This window comes from Mesorhizobium sp. C372A, from assembly GCF_030323245.1.
In the GTDB taxonomy this organism is placed as follows: Bacteria; Pseudomonadota; Alphaproteobacteria; order Rhizobiales; family Rhizobiaceae; genus Mesorhizobium.
The window spans coordinates 1,772,010-1,786,573 of the sequence record NZ_CP100475.1 but is presented as its reverse complement, the minus strand read 5'-3'; the positions used below and the strand labels follow the sequence as shown (position 1 = coordinate 1,786,573).

Sequence of the window (14,564 nt, the reverse complement as noted above, 5' to 3'; positions counted from 1 at the left end):
TCGGAACGATCATGGCACCTCGACAACCTCTGCGGCTTGCGGCTTTTGCGCTGGCCTTCTCGGCGCTTGCCGGGACCGGGTTCGCCGAGGAATCGGGAACGACCCAGACCGACAAACCGCAGATTGACAGGCCCTTGGGCGTGGTCGAGCTGTTCACCAGCCAGGGCTGCAATTCCTGCCCGCCGGCGGACGCTTTCTTTGCCGAGCTGGCGGCCAAGGACAACGTCGTCGCGCTCGCCTACCACGTCAATTACTGGGACTATCTCGGCTGGCAGGACACGCTGAGCAGCAAGGACAATACCGACCGGCAATATGACTATATGCGCGCCTTCGGCACCCGCTCCGTCTACACGCCGCAAGCCGTCATCAATGGTCGCAGCCATGTCAACGGCGCCAGCCGCAAGGAGGTCGACGGCGCGCTTGCCCGCATGGAGAAATCCGGTGAAGGCATGCGGGTCAGCGTCAAGGTCAGCCGCACCAGCGATCGCGTCATGATCGATGCCGGCGACGCCGGTAGCGGCCCGAGCGACGCCCATGTCGTCATCGTCTATTTCGAACCACCGCAGACGGTGACCATCGCCAAGGGCGAGAACACCGGCCGCAGCATGACCTACTGGAACGCCGTCACCGGCATCCAGACCGCCGGCATGTGGCACGGCAAGGCGCAGCGCTACGAATTGCCGATGACCGAGATCGCCAAGAAAGGCGGCTGCGCCGTGCTGCTGCAATCGGTTGGCAAGGACGGCCTGCCGGGGCCTATTCTGGGCGCGGCGTTTATTCACAAGCCTTAAGAGGCTGGTCCATACCTTTTGATATCGGCGGGACAGCACCCCCCTCTGGCCTGCCGGCCATCTCCCCGCAAGGAGGGAGATTGGCAGCTTCGCCACATCCGCCATCCTGTCCCACGTTTGAGATTGGCGAAAGCAAACGCGAAATCTGATCTCCACCCTTGCGGGGAGATGTCCGGCAGGACAGAGGGGGGTGTGAAGGATCACGACGACAAGTGTCTGGCGCCGCCCAACAAAAAAACCGACGTCAGCTTGCTTCTGACGTCGGTCATTTAGGCTTTGGGATCGTCGCACCCGGTCTCTCCCTGAGGAAAGTCCGAGGTTGGTTCGATCCGACGCAGACCCGTGGGCGGGGGGCTTGGGGTTTACGAGCCGGTGCCGGACCGAACCGTCTCAGGCAACGCCGGTAAATTCGTCGGACATTGGGGCATGAGCGCGGATAAAAAAGGGCGGAAATGTGGCGAGGCATCACCAATTCAAACACCGCGTTTTATAAAAGTGACTGGACGTTGCGAAAACAGCGCGGTCCCGGGATGGTTGGCCGGGCCTTGCAATTCCACGGCGAACACGCCAACTTCTGCAAGCGAGATTCATTTTCAAAGGGATCGCGGGATGACCGATCGCAGCGGTGGGACGGAGGATGGGGACGCATCCGCAATATTGATCCCGCTGCACGAGGCGCGACGCGAACGCCTCGACCAGCCGGTCCGTTTCGACCGGCGTGAACTCGATGAGATCCTGAGGCTGTACGGACGCATGGTCGCCGCCAACGAATGGCGCGACTATGCCATCGATCATCTGTCTGATCGGGCTGTGTTTTCAGTCTTCCGCCGGGCCAGCGAAGTGCCGCTGTTCCAGATCGTCAAGGATCCGAAACTGGCGCGCCGGCAAGGCGCCTTCGCCGTCATCGCCGCCGGCGGCCGAATCCTCAAGCGCGGCCAGGAACTCGGTCGCGTGCTCAACGTCTTCGATGCTAAGCTGAAGATTGTCCAGGCCTAATTGAGAATTGGGGAATTGAAGAATTGAAGAATTGAAGAATTGAAAAAGAGGATGTAACGGTCGAAATACCGCCGGGTTTGTTGCTATTCAAATCCTCAATTCTTCAGTTCTTCAACTCCTCAATTCCCGCTCCTCAGGCTCTCACGAAACTTCCGCTCCGGCAGCGAATGCGGATCGGGCGGAACCGTTGCGCCGCCATTCAGCGACAGCTGCATGAACACCGTGTCAAGCCAGCGCCCATGCTTGTAGCCGGAGCCTTCCAGGCGACCGGAATGGCGAAAGCCGAGCTTTTCATGCAGCCGCACCGAGGCGCTGTCTGCATGGCCGTCACCGATCACCGCGACGATCTGGCGAAAGCCCGCCATACGGCAGGCTTCAATCAGCGCCTGCATCAGCAGCAGCCCGACGCCCTGGCCCTTCGCATCAGGCGCGACATAGACGGAATCCTCTACGATGAAGCGGTAGGCCGGGCGCGGCCGGAACGCGCCGGCATAGGCGTAGCCGAGCAGCGCGCCATCTCGTTCCGCCACCAGATAGGGAAAGCCCCCCGCCGTCAGGCTGTCGAAGCGCCCACCCATCTCAGTGCGGCTGGGCGGCTCGAGCTCATAGCTCGCGGTGCCATGCGTCACGGCATCGCCGTAGATCTCGGTGATTCGGCCGAGGTCGCCTTCCAAGGCCGCGCGGATGGAAATAGTGCTCATGATTTATGCAGACGATTCATCTGCCTCCATGACAGCAAAGGCCGGCACAAAAGAAAAGGGCGGCCGTTGGCCGCCCTCTTGATATCAGCTGGTCCAGTTGCCTGATGGGAAGACCGCCTAGCGGCGATCGCCCATGAACTGCAGCAGGAACATGAACAGGTTGATGAAGTCGAGATATAGCCTCAACGCGCCCATGATCGCCTTGCGGCCGGCAACGTCGGCCTGATCGCCTTCGTAGTACATTTCCTTGATGGTCTGCGTGTCATAGGCGGTGAGCCCGGCGAAGATCAGCACGCCGATCGCCGAGATGGCGAAGCCGAGCGCCGACGACTGCAGGAAGATGTTGATCAGCATGGCGATCACCAGGCCGACCACGCCCATGACCAGGAACGAGCCGAACGCCGAAAGGTCGCGCTTGGTCGTGTAGCCGTAGAGCGACAGCGCGCCGAAGGCGGCCGCCGTGGCAAAGAAGGTCTGAGTGATCGAGGCGCCGGTGTAGACCAGGAAGATGGTCGACAGCGACAGGCCGACCAGGCCCGAATAGACCCAGAAGGTGGTTTGCGCCGCGGCCACGCTCATCGACTGGATCCTGAACGACAGGAAGAAGACGGCGGCGAGCGGAGCCAGGATGACCACCCAGCGGAAGGCGCTGGCATAGATCAGCGTGCCGAAAGCGGTCAGCTGTCCGTCGCCGGTGACGGCGAGCTGGAAAGCGCCCCAGGCGGCGACGCCGGTGATGAGGAGGCCAAGCCCCATCAAATTGTAGACCTTGAGCATGTAAGTGCGCAGGCCTTGGTCGATGTCGGCGCGCGCGCCCGGCACGGCCGAAGTCTGGTAGTTGCGAATGGGCTCAGCCATTGGAATCCTCTGTTGCTTCTGCCCCGTACGGTGTCAGGCCCTTTCGGACCTGGGCGCCGCTGGCGGGGCTCCAGCATGCCTGTGGCGAAATATGATGGTTCTTGACGTCAAGAACAAGACCGTAACGGGCTGCAACGCTTGGTGAATCTCCGGAAGCCGGTTTTCTTGGGCTTCCATGACTGCACATTACCAAGATTTAATCGGAAACGGCAGATTCGGCCAACCTTGCCGTTTTGGGCCTAGAGGTCGCGCAGCACCGGCGCCGCCTTGTGCCCGAGCACCCGCCAGGTGCCGGCAAGGCCGATGCCGACCGTGATCACCAGCGCAAACACCAAGGTCGCCACTGCCACCTCCGGCATGAAATGCGACGGCAACGTCATGATGCGGGCAACGATGTACCAGGCGGCGATGCCGCCGGCAGCCAACGCAAACACCGCGGTGGCCAGGCCGATCAGCATGTATTCCAGCGAAAACGCCGCGATCAGCGTGCGCCTCGTGGCGCCCAACGTCTTCAGCACCACGGCATCGTGGATGCGGGCGCGATTTCCCGCGGCGAGCGCGCCGGCCAGCACCAGCACCGAAGCGATCATCGCCACGCCGGCCGCGGCCCGGATCGCCGTGCCGAGCTGGCCGACCAGCCGGTTGACGACGTCGAGCGCGTCCTTGACCCGAACTGTCGTCACCGCCGGGAAGGCGCGGGTGACGGCGTTGAGCAGGCGGGCATCCTCTGCTGCCGTGGCATCCTTTTCGGTCAGCGTCGCCAGCCAGCCATGGGGCGCGCCTGCAAAAGTGTTGGGCGAGAACACCATGACGAAGTTGATGCCCATCGTCTCCCATTGCACCTCTCGGAAATTGGCGATCCTGGCCGTCACATTGCGTCCGAGCACATTGACGGTGACGGCATCGCCAAGCTTCAGGCCGAGCGCCTTGCCTTCATCGTTGGAGAACGAAACCAGCGGTTCGCCGCTGTAATTCTCCGGCCACCAGCTGCCCTCGGTCAATGTCGCATTGGCCGGTTGTTTGGCGTCGTAGGTCAGGCCGCGATCGCCGCGCAGCACCCAGGCGCCTTCCGATGGCACATTGGCCTTGTCGACACTAACGCCGTTCAGCGCCATCACCCGGCCGCGCAGCATCGGCACCTTGATGAGCGTTCCCTTCGGCGCCTCATTGCCGATCAATGTCGAGAAGGCATCGACCTCGCTATTCTGGATGTCGACGAAGAAGAAATTCGGCGCCCGTTCCGGCAGGCTGCCGGAGATCTGCTGCCTGAGATTGCCGTCGATCAGCGCCAGCGTCACCAAAAGCGTTAGGCCGAGGCCCAGCGACAGCACGACGGACGGCGTCAGCGCGCCGGGCCGGTGGATGTTGCCGATGGCGAGCCGAAGCGCGACCGAGCGCGCATGCGGGCTTTTGCGCGCCACCCACTGCACCAACGCACCGACCAGGCGCAACACCAGAAAAGCAAAGACCGTCGCGCCGACGAAGACCGTGGCGATGCGCCGGTCGCCGGAAAACAGGATGGCCAAAGCGGCCAAAGCGAGCGCGATGCCGACCGCCGTGGCAAGATAGGGCAGGCGTGGAAAGCCGCGGCCCTCAAAACCCATTTCGCGAAACAGCGCGGTCGCCGGCACATCGCGGGCGCGGCCGAGCGGCAACAGCGCGAAGGCAAGCGTCACCAGCAGCCCGAACAGCGCGGCAAGAGCCAGCGCACCGGGATAGAAGCCGCCTTTAGCCGGCACCGGAATGAACGACTGGAGCGCAGCGCTGGCTGCAAACGGCATGGCGGCGCCGAGGATGAGGCCAAGCGCGATGCCGAGGCCGGCGATCATCAGGATTTGCACGAGATAGACGGTGAAGACGAAGCCGCCCGAGGCGCCAAGGCTCTTGAAGGTGGCGATGACGCCGCGCTTGCCGTCGAGATAGGCGCGCACCGCATTGGCAACGCCGACGCCGCCGACCACCAGCGCCGTCAGCCCGACCAGCGTCAGGAATTGCGAGAAGCGCTCGATGTTGGCCGACAGCGCCGGCGCCGCATTGGAACGCGTGCGGATCGACCAGCCGGCTTCAGGGAAATCGCTCGCCGCCCGATCTTGGATGGTCTTGAGATCGGCCTCGCTGGCGCCGGCCGGCAGCCGAACCTTGTAGGCATTCTCGACCAGGCTGCCCGGCTGGACCAGGCCGGACGCGGCAAGCCCCGCGGTCGAGACCATCAGCCGCGGCGCGAAGCCGAAACCGTCCGACACCGCATCCGGTTCGCTCACCAGCCTGGCCCGCAATTCGAATGTCGCGCTGCCGACCTTCAGCCGGTCACCGATCTTCACATTCAGCCGGTCGAACAACAGGTCGGGCGCGGCGGCGCCAAAGACGCCTGATTTCTCGTCGAACAAATCCTTTCTGCCAAGCTGCGGCGCGGTATCGAGCGCGCCATAGAGCGGATAGGCGTCGTCGACAGCCTTGGCCTCGACCAACGCCTGGTCGGAGCCGTCATCCAGCCGCGCCATCGAGCGCATATTGGCGCTGTGCGACACAGTGCCGAGGCGGTCGAGGAAGGTGCTTTCGGCTGGCGTCGCATCGCGCTGGTTGAGCTGGAAGCGCAAGTCGCCGCCAAGCAGCGTCTGGCCTTGGTCTGCAACGCCTGCGGTGATCGCCTGCGCCACCGAATTGACCCCGCCGATTGCAGCGACGCCGAGCGCAATGCAGGCAAGGAAGATCAGGAAACCCGACAACCCGCCGCGCATCTCGCGCAGCGAGAAGCGGAACGCGAGCTTCAGCGTCTGCGACAGTGGCATCAGGCCGGCACCTTGACCTGCGCTACCGGCGCATCCTCGATGCGGCCCGAGCGCATCGACACCTGTCGCGAGCAGCGCGCCGCAAGGGCCGGATCGTGCGTGACCAGCACCAAGGTCATGCCGCGCTCGGCCGCTTTGGCGAACAAAAGGTCGGCGACCTGACGCCCCGTCGCCTGGTCGAGATTGCCGGTCGGCTCGTCGGCGATGAGAATGCGCGGCGACGGCGCCAGCGCGCGGGCGATCGCCACGCGCTGCTGTTCGCCGCCGGAGAGTTCGCCGGGATAGTGGGTGACGCGATCGCTCAAGCCGACGGCCGCCAACTCCCGCGCGGCGACGCCGAACGGATCGGCATGGCCGGCCAGTTCCAGCGGCACCGCGACATTTTCGAGCGCCGTCATGTTGGGAATGAGATGGAAGGACTGAAAGACGATGCCTATGTTTCGGCCCCGAAACGAGGCGATCTGATCCTCGCTTTTGCCGTTCAGCAATTCGCCGGCGATCCGCACCGTCCCCGAATCGACCCGCTCAAGCCCGGCCAGCACCATCAGCAAGGTCGACTTGCCTGAACCCGAAGGGCCGACAATGCCGGTCGCCTCGCCGCGCGTCACGTCAAGGCTGACGCCTTTCAGCACATGCACCGACGAAGCCCCTTGGCCCAGGGTCAGGGATATGTCTTTCAGCGCGATGACGGCTTCTGTCACAATTAAAGCGTCCTATATCAGGATGAAGGCTCTGCTTGCCGGAAGCCGTCGCCGGAAGAATTCCTCGGGTATATGGGGCCTGCCACATGTCTTTCAAACGCAAGATATCTTTCAAACGCTTGAATGCCGCAGGGCTCGTCCTTTTCGTCACCCTTTGCGGCGCCATTTCGTCCGTGCGCGCCGAGACGTTCACCATCGTCGGCTTCGGCGACAGCCTGATGGCCGGTTTCGGCCTCGGGCCTGGCGATGGCTTTACCGACAAATTGCAAGCTGCGCTGCGCGCCAAAGGCCATGACGTCACCGTCGCCAACGCCGGCGTTTCAGGCGACACCTCGAGCGGCGGCTTGGCGCGGCTTGACTGGTCGGTGCCGGATGGGACAAGGCTGGTTATCCTCGAACTCGGCGCCAACGACATGCTGCGCGGCGTCTCGCCCAGCATTACGGAAAAGAACCTGGACGACATGCTGGCGAAGCTGAAAGCGCGCAAGATCGCGGTGCTTTTGGCCGGCATGCGCGCCGCTCCCAATCTCGGCGCCGACTACCAGAACGCCTTCGATGCGATCTACCCAAAGCTGGCCGCGAAATACGATGTGCCGCTCTATCCGTTTTTTCTCGATGGCGTCGCCGGGCAGTCCGGCCTGCAGTTGGAGGATGGCCTGCATCCCAATCCGAAGGGCGTCGCAGCGATGGTCGAGCGCATCATGCCCGCCGTGGAGAAGGCGATTGCGGCAGTTGGGGGTGGCGGTTGAACGCCGGCCTGACGAGAATAACGCGGCGTTCGCCTCGCGCGAACTTTGAAACAAAAGACCGGGCTGCCGATGACCCGAGTCATCCATGCTGCGCTTGAAGAGCATATGCAGCATCAGGGTAATGCAAGCGCCGAGGCGGCACGGCAATAGTGCTTATTCATCGCTTGGAGGCGCCTGTTCGTAAAAATGCCTGCAACCAACAAACCACTTGCCCCGTTTGACTATCGATGATTCGCTAGGGGCACAGTTCGATTCGAGGAAGGGAGGCTCACCATGCCGCGTCTTTTCACCGCCCTCGAAATACCCCGTGACGCCGCTCTTTCGCTGTCCCTGCTCAGGGGCGGCCTGCCCGGAGCCCGCTGGATCGATGTCGAAAACTACCATCTGACGCTGCGCTTCATCGGCGACGTCGAAGGCCATATCGCCGACGAAATCGCCAACGCGCTCGACCGGGTGCACCGCCCATCCTTCTCGCTCACCCTGTCCGGAGTTGGCGCTTTCGGCCAGAAGAAGCCGCACGCCGTCTGGGCCGGCGTCTTCGCCTCGCCCGACCTTTCGGCGCTGCAGAGCGAAATCGACCGCATCTGCCAGCGGCTCGGCCTGCCCGCCGACCCGCGCAAGTTCACCCCGCATGTTACGCTGGCACGCTTGCGCAATTCGAGCCCGCTCGACGTCGCGCAGTACCTGTCGGCGCGCGGCAATTTTTCGACGCTGCCGTTTCGCGTCGGCCGCTTCGTGCTGATGTCGTCGCGCGATTCGGTCGGCGGCGGTCCCTACATTGTCGAGGAGGCGTGGCCGCTCTCCGGCGTCGACGCCCGCGCCACCAATCTCGTCGCCAGCGCCTCCGACGCTTCGCGGATCATGCGGTAGACCGAAGCGAACGCTTCGGCCCCGTTATAATAGGGATCCGGCACGTCGCGGGTTTTGCCCTGCGCAAACTCTGCCAAGAGATGAATACGTTCGCGGGCACCGGCCGGCGCCAACGCCTTGAGGTCGCGGACATTTTGCCGATCCATGCCGAGGATCAGGTCGAAGCGCGAAAAATCCCCCGGCCTGACCTTGCGTGCCCGCTGCCCTGATATGTCGAGGCCGTGGCGGGCCGCAATCGCGATCGAGCGCGGGTCGGGCGCTTCGCCGAGGTTCCAGCCGCCGGTCGCCGCAGAGTCCAGCACGATGTCGTCCAGCACCATGTCGCGGCCGCGTTCCGCCAGCACGGCGCGAACACGCCTTCGGCCAGGGGTGAGCGGCAGATGTTGCCGAGGCAGACGAAGAGTATGGAATTTATCGGCTTTACGCTCATTCGATATGCGCCGTTCGTGCATTTGGAAGCCCAAAACGCAAAGGACTTTTGGGCGACTTGCATTATGGTGAGGGTCGATATCTGGGATAGCACGGGAAATCATCATGACGAGAGAGAAACTCAGCAAGGACGCCATCGCCGGCGCACTGGCCGAACTGGCCGGCTGGTCGCAGGCAGCCGATGGCGCCTCCATCAAGCGCAGCTTCGACTTCAAGAATTTTTCCGAAGCCTTCGCCTTCATGACCCGCGTCGCGCTGGCCGCCGAGAAGATGGACCATCATCCCGACTGGTCGAACGTCTACAAGACTGTCGACGTGACGCTCAACACCCATGATGCCGGTGGTGTCACTGCGCTCGACATCGCGCTGGCCAAGAAGATGAATGGGTATGCTGGCGGCTGAACGCTGGGGCGGCAACGCCAAATCGGCGCCATCCTCTTGCAGTGGACCGGGACTTTCACCACATTTTCCGTGGCGGCCGCGCGCAACGCGTAGCGCGACGGCCGGCAAGGAGAGGATTGATGGCGCAGCAGCCCGGTTTTGATTTCTTCGGCTTCGGCAGCAAGCTCGGCGACGAGAGTGAAGTGCGCGCCAAATTCTGGCGCACGGCCAAGAAGGCCGCCCGGCAGATTCCGTTCATGGAAGAGGTCGTCGCCGGCTATTATTGCGCGCTCGACAGGAAGACGCCTTTGCGTGCCAAGGGCATATTGCTGGCAGCGCTTGGCTATTTCGTGCTGCCGGTCGACGTCATACCCGATTTCGTCTTCGGCCTCGGCTTCACCGACGACATCGCCGTGCTGACCGCCGCGATCTCCACGGTAAGCGCCCATATCACCCCTGCGCACCGCAAGGCCGCCAAGGCGGCGATCGCCGACAAGAGCTGAATCGGCGTCGCGTTGGCAACTGGGTTCAGAAGAAATCCTCCGCTCAAACAGGACGATAGCGGCTTGGCTTCGGGTTCCGCTGCGGCCGTTGGAAAAGTCAAACTCTTGCCGCTTTCGTGGCCTCCAAGTCGCCGCAGGGACATTGCGAAAGCCGTTTTTTCAAGAAGCGGCGCGGAAATGGCGGTGGTTTCCATGGGTGAATGTCCTTTTCCGAGGGAAATTCACCGTTTGGTAACCCAGATTAAATCAAAATGAAGCGACGGGCAGGACGCCAAGCCGGCCTGCCCCGCACCATTTGGAATACGGGAAAAGCGATGCGCGGATTGATTGCACTATTCTCGAGCCTGGTCCTGGTGGCTTTTGCCGCGCCGGCGCTGGCGCAGCAGGCGACCAAGATCGGCCAGCACAATGCCTGGGGCACCTACAGCTACCAGGCGCAGGGCGGCAAGGTCTGCTATGTGCTCACCGTGCCGACCGACAAGCAGCCGCCGACGCTCGATCACGGCGACATGTTCTTCTTCGTCAGCCAGCGGCCGGGCCAGCAAGTGTCCTACGAGCCGCAATTCATCGCCGGCTACACATTCCAGGAAGGCTCCAAGGCCACCGTCACCATCGACAAGAAGACGTTCTCGATGTTCACCCGCGGCAAGTCGGCCTGGGTCGAGAACGCCGCCGAAGAGCCGGTGCTGATCGCCGCCATGAAGACCGGCACCGACATGAAGGTCTCGGCGAAGTCTGGCCGCGGCAATCCGACGACCTATGTGTTTTCGCTGAAAGGCATCTCGGCCGCGCTGACGTCGATCGCCAAGTGCAAGTAGGCTAGCGCGGTTCCCGCCGCATGACTCTCGCCGCAACCTGTGCTATGCGCCGCGCTTCTTTTCGGCACGATGGATGAAATCGGCCGCAATTCGCTTATATTGGCGCTGATATGACCCTTTCCTTCGATCTCACCACTGAGGGCGCACGCGACGCGTTGCGCGCTCGCGCCACGCCCGAGAAGCCGTCGCTGATCGGCCTGACCCGGGCCGAGCTCGGTGAAGCCCTTGTCAGTGCCGGCATCGTGCCCGAGCGCCAGGCGAAAATGCGCGCCCAGCAGCTCTGGCACTGGATGTATGTGCGCGGCGTCTCCGATTTTGCCGGCATGTTCAACATCTCCAAGGATCTGCGCGCCGAACTCGACAAGCATTTTACCGTCGCCCGGCCCGAAATCGTCGAGGAGCAGATTTCCTCCGACGGCACGCGCAAGTGGCTGTTCCGCTTTCCGCCGCGCGGTGCCGGCCGTCCGGTCGAGATCGAGACCGTCTACATTCCCGAAGAAGGCCGCGGCACGCTCTGCATCTCCTCGCAGGTCGGCTGCACGCTGACCTGTTCGTTCTGCCACACCGGCACACAGAAGCTGGTGCGCAATTTGACGGCGGAAGAGATCCTGGCGCAATTGCTCACCGCCCGCGACCGGCTGGGTGACTTCCCCGACCGCGACACACCCGACGGCGCCATCGTCCCGGCCGAGGGCCGCAAAGTTTCCAACGTCGTCATGATGGGCATGGGCGAGCCGCTCTACAATTTTGAAGCCGTGAAGAAGGCGCTGCTGATCGCCTCCGACGGTGATGGGCTTTCGCTGTCGAAGCGCCGCATCACGCTGTCGACCTCCGGCGTCGTGCCCGAGATCTTCCGCGCCGGCGAGGAGATCGGCGTCATGCTGGCGATCTCGCTGCACGCCACCAATGACGATTTGCGCGACCTGCTTGTGCCGATCAACAAGAAGTATCCGCTGAAGGAACTAATCGAGGCCTGCCGCGCCTACCCGGGCCTGTCCAACGCCAGGCGCATCACCTTCGAATATGTGATGCTGAAGGACGTCAACGATTCCATCGAGGACGCCAAGGGGCTGATCAAGCTGCTGAAGGGCATTCCGGCCAAGATCAATCTGATCCCGTTCAACCCGTGGCCGGGCACCAACTACCAGTGCTCGGACTGGGAAACGATCGAGAAATTCGCCGACTACATCAACAATGCCGGCTATGCCTCGCCGATCCGCACGCCGCGCGGCCGCGACATCCTGGCCGCCTGCGGCCAGCTCAAATCCGAATCCGAACGCATGCGCAAGGTCGACCGCCTGGCGCTGGAAGCCATGATGATTGCGGGGCATGGCGAGGCGTGAGCCGCCTCTTCGCCTATATCCTCCGTTTCGCTGTCATCCTGTTCGGCTATGTCGTCGCCTCATTGGCGGCGAGCGCCTTTCTCAACGTGCTGTTCATGGCTTCCGTCGGTTATAAGCCGGACGATGCGCACCCGATGATGGCCACGGCGCTCTATTTTTCGATTCCGTTCGTGGCGCTGTTTGTCGCCTATTTCGCTTTCATACCGGCGGTGGTCGCAATCCTGATCTCCGAGGTCCTCAGCCGCCGCGACTGGCTGTTCTATGCACTCGCGGGCGGCGTCGTGGCCGCGGCCTTCCTCGGCTTCGTTCATCAGAACGTGGATTTCGACGTCACGAAACCGCACGCCATCGCCGCGGTGATCGGCTGCGGCATGGTCGGCGGCATCTTCTACTGGCTAAGCGCCGGCCGCTGGGCCGGAAGCTGGTGGCAGGCCGCTACTTCGCCTGAGCGGTCAGGATCTTGAGCGCGAAGGCCGAAAACACACCGGCAAAGAGATAGTCTACCACCCGCGTCACCCGCGGGCTGGCCTTCATCGCCGCCGAAAACCTTTCCGCGGCAAAAACCATCGGCGCCGTCACCGGGATCGACAGCACGATGAACATGAGGCCGAGGAAGAACAGTTTTCCCGGCGCGTTCGGATCGTGAGCCGAGACGAACTGCGGCAGAAACGTCATGAAGAACAGGATGATCTTCGGGTTGAGCAGGTTGACGCCGAGTCCGGCGGCCCAGCTGCGGAACAGCGAAATCTGTGGGCCATTCTTCTTCTGCGGTGAAAACGCCGAGCCCTTGGTGATCGCCTGCCAGGCCAGGAACACCAGATAGGCGGCGCCGAAGATTTTCAGCACCAGGAAGGCCATCGGCGAGGCGACGATCAGCGCCGAGATGCCGACCGCCACCAAAGTTGTATGGATCAGCGTGCCGAACAGAGCACCCGCCAGCGAGGCAAAGCCGGCGGCGCGGCCCTGGCTCAGTGTGCGCGAGACGAACAGCGTCATATCCGGTCCTGGCGTGATCGCCAGGATCATGGTGGCGATGGCGAACTGGATCAGCGTTGTGGTGTCGGGAATGAAGGACATCGGTGGCCCCTGGCGAATGATCGTCGGTCTATAACGCAGCCTCCCCGCTCACGCCAGCAACTGGCTGGCGTGGCATCTGGTCCAGTGGCTGCGGCAGCCGGAGCCGTTCATCCCTTGCGCTGGCCGGAAATGCCGTGATACCTCGCCCGCGAAACTCATCGCGCGGAACCGCCAAAATGTCCCCAGCAATGCCCAAGACAAAAGACGTCAAGAAGGTCGTGCTCGCCTATTCCGGCGGTCTCGACACCTCCATCATCCTGAAATGGCTGCAGACCGAGCTCGGCGCCGAAGTCGTCACCTTCACCGCCGATCTCGGCCAGGGCGGCGAGCTGGAGCCCGCGCGCAAGAAGGCCGAGATGATGGGCATCAAGGATATCCGCGTCGTCGATGTCCGCGAGGAATTCGTCGCCGACTTCGTCTTCCCGATGTTTCGCGCCAACGCCGTCTATGAAGGCACCTACCTGCTCGGCACCTCGATCGCCCGCCCGTTGATTTCCAAGCACCTGGTCGAGATCGCCCAGGAGGTCGGCGCCGATGCCATTGCGCACGGCGCCACCGGCAAGGGCAACGACCAGGTGCGTTTCGAGCTGTCGGCCTATGCGCTGAATCCCGACATCAAGGTCATCGCGCCGTGGCGCGACTGGTCGTTCAAGTCGCGCACCGACCTGATCAACTTCGCCGAGCAGCACCAGATCCCGGTGGCCAAGGACAAGCGGGGGGAGGCGCCGTTCTCGGTCGACGCCAACCTTCTGCACTCCTCTTCCGAGGGCAAGGTGCTGGAAGACCCGTGGAGCGAGCCGCCGGAATTCGTCCATCAGCGCACCGTCTCGCCGATGGAGGCGCCGGACAAGGTCACCGAGATCGAGATCGAATTTTTGAAGGGCGATCCGATTGCACTGAACGGCAAGAAGCTGTCGCCGGCCGCCATGCTGACGGCGCTTAACGATCTTGGCCGCGACAATGGCATCGGCCGGCTCGATCTGGTCGAGAACCGCTTCGTCGGCATGAAATCGCGCGGCGTCTACGAGACCCCCGGCGGCACCATCCTGATCGTCGCCCACCGCGCCATCGAATCGATCACGCTCGACCGCGGCGCCGGCCACCTCAAGGACGAGTTCATGCCGCGCTACGCCGAGCTGATCTACAACGGCTTCTGGTTCTCGCCCGAGCGGCTGATGCTCCAGGCGATGATCGACAAGAGCCAGGAAGACGTCGAAGGCACGGTGCGCCTGAAACTCTACAAGGGCAATGTCATGGTCACCGGCCGCAAATCCAAGAAGACGCTCTATTCCGACGCGCTGGTCACCTTCGAGGATGACCGCGGCGCCTACGACCAGAAGGACGCCGCCGGCTTCATCCGCCTCAATGCGCTGCGGCTGAGGACGCTGGCGGCAAGGAGCCGCAAGGGTGAACCAAACTAGTGTTCCAGGAAAACCCGGCGGTCACGCAGGGTTTTTATTTGGTACCTCTAATATAAGAGGCCAAGCTGGCTGACATGGTTTCCGTTTGACCTTTTAAAAGCCTCATCTAAATTCCTTCGCGGGACGGAGGGATTCTG

General features: G+C 62.9%; 15 protein-coding genes and 1 pseudogene. 10 read left to right on the top strand and 6 right to left on the bottom strand.

Annotated elements, in window-relative coordinates; genetic code table 11:
* The first annotated feature begins 11 nt into the window (after nucleotides 1–11).
* Nucleotides 12–791 (top strand): DUF1223 domain-containing protein, encoded by a 780-nt coding sequence (locus NLY42_RS08360; protein ID WP_023671730.1) that lies wholly within the window; start codon nucleotides 12–14, stop codon nucleotides 789–791.
* 609 nt (nucleotides 792–1,400) lie between these two features.
* Complete coding sequence (locus NLY42_RS08355; RefSeq protein ID WP_023683844.1) at nucleotides 1,401–1,787, top strand: DUF2794 domain-containing protein; 387 nt, start codon at nucleotides 1,401–1,403, stop codon at nucleotides 1,785–1,787.
* A 119-nt stretch (nucleotides 1,788–1,906) separates the two neighbouring features.
* On the opposite strand, the gene NLY42_RS08350 is transcribed toward NLY42_RS08355, so the two are convergent.
* From NLY42_RS08350 to NLY42_RS08335, 4 genes are all read right to left on the bottom strand, one after another.
* Complete coding sequence (locus tag NLY42_RS08350) at nucleotides 1,907–2,488, bottom strand: GNAT family N-acetyltransferase (RefSeq protein ID WP_023698867.1); 582 nt, start codon at nucleotides 2,486–2,488, stop codon at nucleotides 1,907–1,909.
* Nucleotides 2,489–2,605: 117 nt separating this feature from the next.
* Nucleotides 2,606–3,346 (bottom strand): Bax inhibitor-1/YccA family protein, encoded by a 741-nt coding sequence (locus tag NLY42_RS08345; protein ID WP_023671726.1) that lies wholly within the window; start codon nucleotides 3,344–3,346, stop codon nucleotides 2,606–2,608.
* Between the two features lie 239 nt (nucleotides 3,347–3,585).
* On the bottom strand, nucleotides 3,586–6,135 hold the full coding sequence (locus NLY42_RS08340; RefSeq protein ID WP_023755647.1) for an ABC transporter permease: 2,550 nt from the start codon (nucleotides 6,133–6,135) through the stop codon (nucleotides 3,586–3,588).
* Nucleotides 6,135–6,836: an ABC transporter ATP-binding protein gene (locus NLY42_RS08335; protein WP_023715752.1), complete on the bottom strand. Its 702-nt coding sequence runs from the start codon at nucleotides 6,834–6,836 to the stop codon at nucleotides 6,135–6,137. The genes NLY42_RS08340 and NLY42_RS08335 overlap by 1 nt, the downstream gene beginning before the upstream one ends.
* Before the next feature lie 86 nt (nucleotides 6,837–6,922).
* Here NLY42_RS08335 and NLY42_RS08330 point away from each other — a divergent pair, with 86 nt between their 5' ends.
* Both NLY42_RS08330 and thpR read left to right on the top strand, forming a co-directional pair.
* Nucleotides 6,923–7,585 carry an arylesterase gene (locus NLY42_RS08330; RefSeq protein WP_023755648.1) on the top strand — a complete coding sequence of 221 codons (663 nt, stop codon included), beginning with the start codon at nucleotides 6,923–6,925 and terminating at the stop codon, nucleotides 7,583–7,585.
* Between the two features lie 273 nt (nucleotides 7,586–7,858).
* Complete coding sequence (gene thpR, locus NLY42_RS08325; protein ID WP_023755649.1) at nucleotides 7,859–8,455, top strand: RNA 2',3'-cyclic phosphodiesterase; 597 nt, start codon at nucleotides 7,859–7,861, stop codon at nucleotides 8,453–8,455.
* On the opposite strand, the pseudogene NLY42_RS08320 reads toward thpR, so the two are convergent.
* Nucleotides 8,359–8,885: pseudogene (locus tag NLY42_RS08320) on the bottom strand (low molecular weight protein-tyrosine-phosphatase). The gene thpR and the pseudogene NLY42_RS08320 sit on opposite strands and share 97 nt — an antisense overlap.
* Nucleotides 8,886–8,989: 104 nt before the next feature.
* On the opposite strand from NLY42_RS08320, the gene NLY42_RS08315 reads away from it, so the two are divergent.
* From NLY42_RS08315 to NLY42_RS08295, 5 genes are all read left to right on the top strand, one after another.
* Nucleotides 8,990–9,286 (top strand): 4a-hydroxytetrahydrobiopterin dehydratase, encoded by a 297-nt coding sequence (locus NLY42_RS08315; RefSeq protein WP_023738023.1) that lies wholly within the window; start codon nucleotides 8,990–8,992, stop codon nucleotides 9,284–9,286.
* Nucleotides 9,287–9,405: 119 nt separating this feature from the next.
* The gene (locus NLY42_RS08310) at nucleotides 9,406–9,768 is read left to right on the top strand and encodes a YkvA family protein (protein WP_023738024.1); all 363 of its coding nucleotides are present in this window, start codon (nucleotides 9,406–9,408) and stop codon (nucleotides 9,766–9,768) included.
* A 314-nt stretch (nucleotides 9,769–10,082) separates the two neighbouring features.
* Entirely contained in the window at nucleotides 10,083–10,586 is a 504-nt protein-coding gene (locus tag NLY42_RS08305; RefSeq protein WP_023755650.1) for an invasion associated locus B family protein, read from the top strand.
* A 110-nt stretch (nucleotides 10,587–10,696) separates the two neighbouring features.
* Nucleotides 10,697–11,929, top strand: a complete 1,233-nt coding sequence (gene rlmN / locus NLY42_RS08300) for a dual-specificity RNA methyltransferase RlmN (protein WP_023755651.1) — start codon at nucleotides 10,697–10,699, stop codon at nucleotides 11,927–11,929.
* A complete protein-coding gene (locus NLY42_RS08295) occupies nucleotides 11,926–12,393 on the top strand; it encodes a hypothetical protein (protein WP_023730266.1) in 468 nt (155 codons plus the stop codon). Before rlmN ends, NLY42_RS08295 begins: the two co-directional genes overlap by 4 nt.
* Here NLY42_RS08295 and NLY42_RS08290 read toward each other — a convergent pair.
* Entirely contained in the window at nucleotides 12,365–13,006 is a 642-nt protein-coding gene (locus NLY42_RS08290) for a LysE family translocator (protein WP_023730267.1), read from the bottom strand. The two genes, NLY42_RS08295 and NLY42_RS08290, sit on opposite strands and share 29 nt — an antisense overlap.
* 188 nt (nucleotides 13,007–13,194) lie before the next feature.
* On the opposite strand from NLY42_RS08290, the gene NLY42_RS08285 reads away from it, so the two are divergent.
* Nucleotides 13,195–14,427 carry an argininosuccinate synthase gene (locus tag NLY42_RS08285; RefSeq protein ID WP_023698861.1) on the top strand — a complete coding sequence of 411 codons (1,233 nt, stop codon included), beginning with the start codon at nucleotides 13,195–13,197 and terminating at the stop codon, nucleotides 14,425–14,427.
* Nucleotides 14,428–14,564: the final 137 nt, after the last annotated feature.

Excerpts from the sequence above, each read along its gene's own strand:
- NLY42_RS08355 (WP_023683844.1), top strand. The coding sequence starts at position 1,401 with ATGACCGATCGCAGCGGTGGGACGGAGGATGGGGACGCATCCGCAATA.
- NLY42_RS08340 (WP_023755647.1), bottom strand. The coding sequence starts at position 6,135 with ATGCCACTGTCGCAGACGCTGAAGCTCGCGTTCCGCTTCTCGCTGCGC.
- NLY42_RS08290 (WP_023730267.1), bottom strand. The coding sequence starts at position 13,006 with ATGTCCTTCATTCCCGACACCACAACGCTGATCCAGTTCGCCATCGCC.
- NLY42_RS08305 (WP_023755650.1), top strand. The coding sequence starts at position 10,083 with ATGCGCGGATTGATTGCACTATTCTCGAGCCTGGTCCTGGTGGCTTTT.
- NLY42_RS08345 (WP_023671726.1), bottom strand. The coding sequence starts at position 3,346 with ATGGCTGAGCCCATTCGCAACTACCAGACTTCGGCCGTGCCGGGCGCG.
- NLY42_RS08360 (WP_023671730.1), top strand. The coding sequence starts at position 12 with ATGGCACCTCGACAACCTCTGCGGCTTGCGGCTTTTGCGCTGGCCTTC.
- NLY42_RS08285 (WP_023698861.1), top strand. The coding sequence starts at position 13,195 with ATGCCCAAGACAAAAGACGTCAAGAAGGTCGTGCTCGCCTATTCCGGC.
- NLY42_RS08310 (WP_023738024.1), top strand. The coding sequence starts at position 9,406 with ATGGCGCAGCAGCCCGGTTTTGATTTCTTCGGCTTCGGCAGCAAGCTC.
- thpR (WP_023755649.1), top strand. The coding sequence starts at position 7,859 with ATGCCGCGTCTTTTCACCGCCCTCGAAATACCCCGTGACGCCGCTCTT.
- NLY42_RS08315 (WP_023738023.1), top strand. The coding sequence starts at position 8,990 with ATGACGAGAGAGAAACTCAGCAAGGACGCCATCGCCGGCGCACTGGCC.
- rlmN (WP_023755651.1), top strand. The coding sequence starts at position 10,697 with ATGACCCTTTCCTTCGATCTCACCACTGAGGGCGCACGCGACGCGTTG.
- NLY42_RS08350 (WP_023698867.1), bottom strand. The coding sequence starts at position 2,488 with ATGAGCACTATTTCCATCCGCGCGGCCTTGGAAGGCGACCTCGGCCGA.
- NLY42_RS08330 (WP_023755648.1), top strand. The coding sequence starts at position 6,923 with ATGTCTTTCAAACGCAAGATATCTTTCAAACGCTTGAATGCCGCAGGG.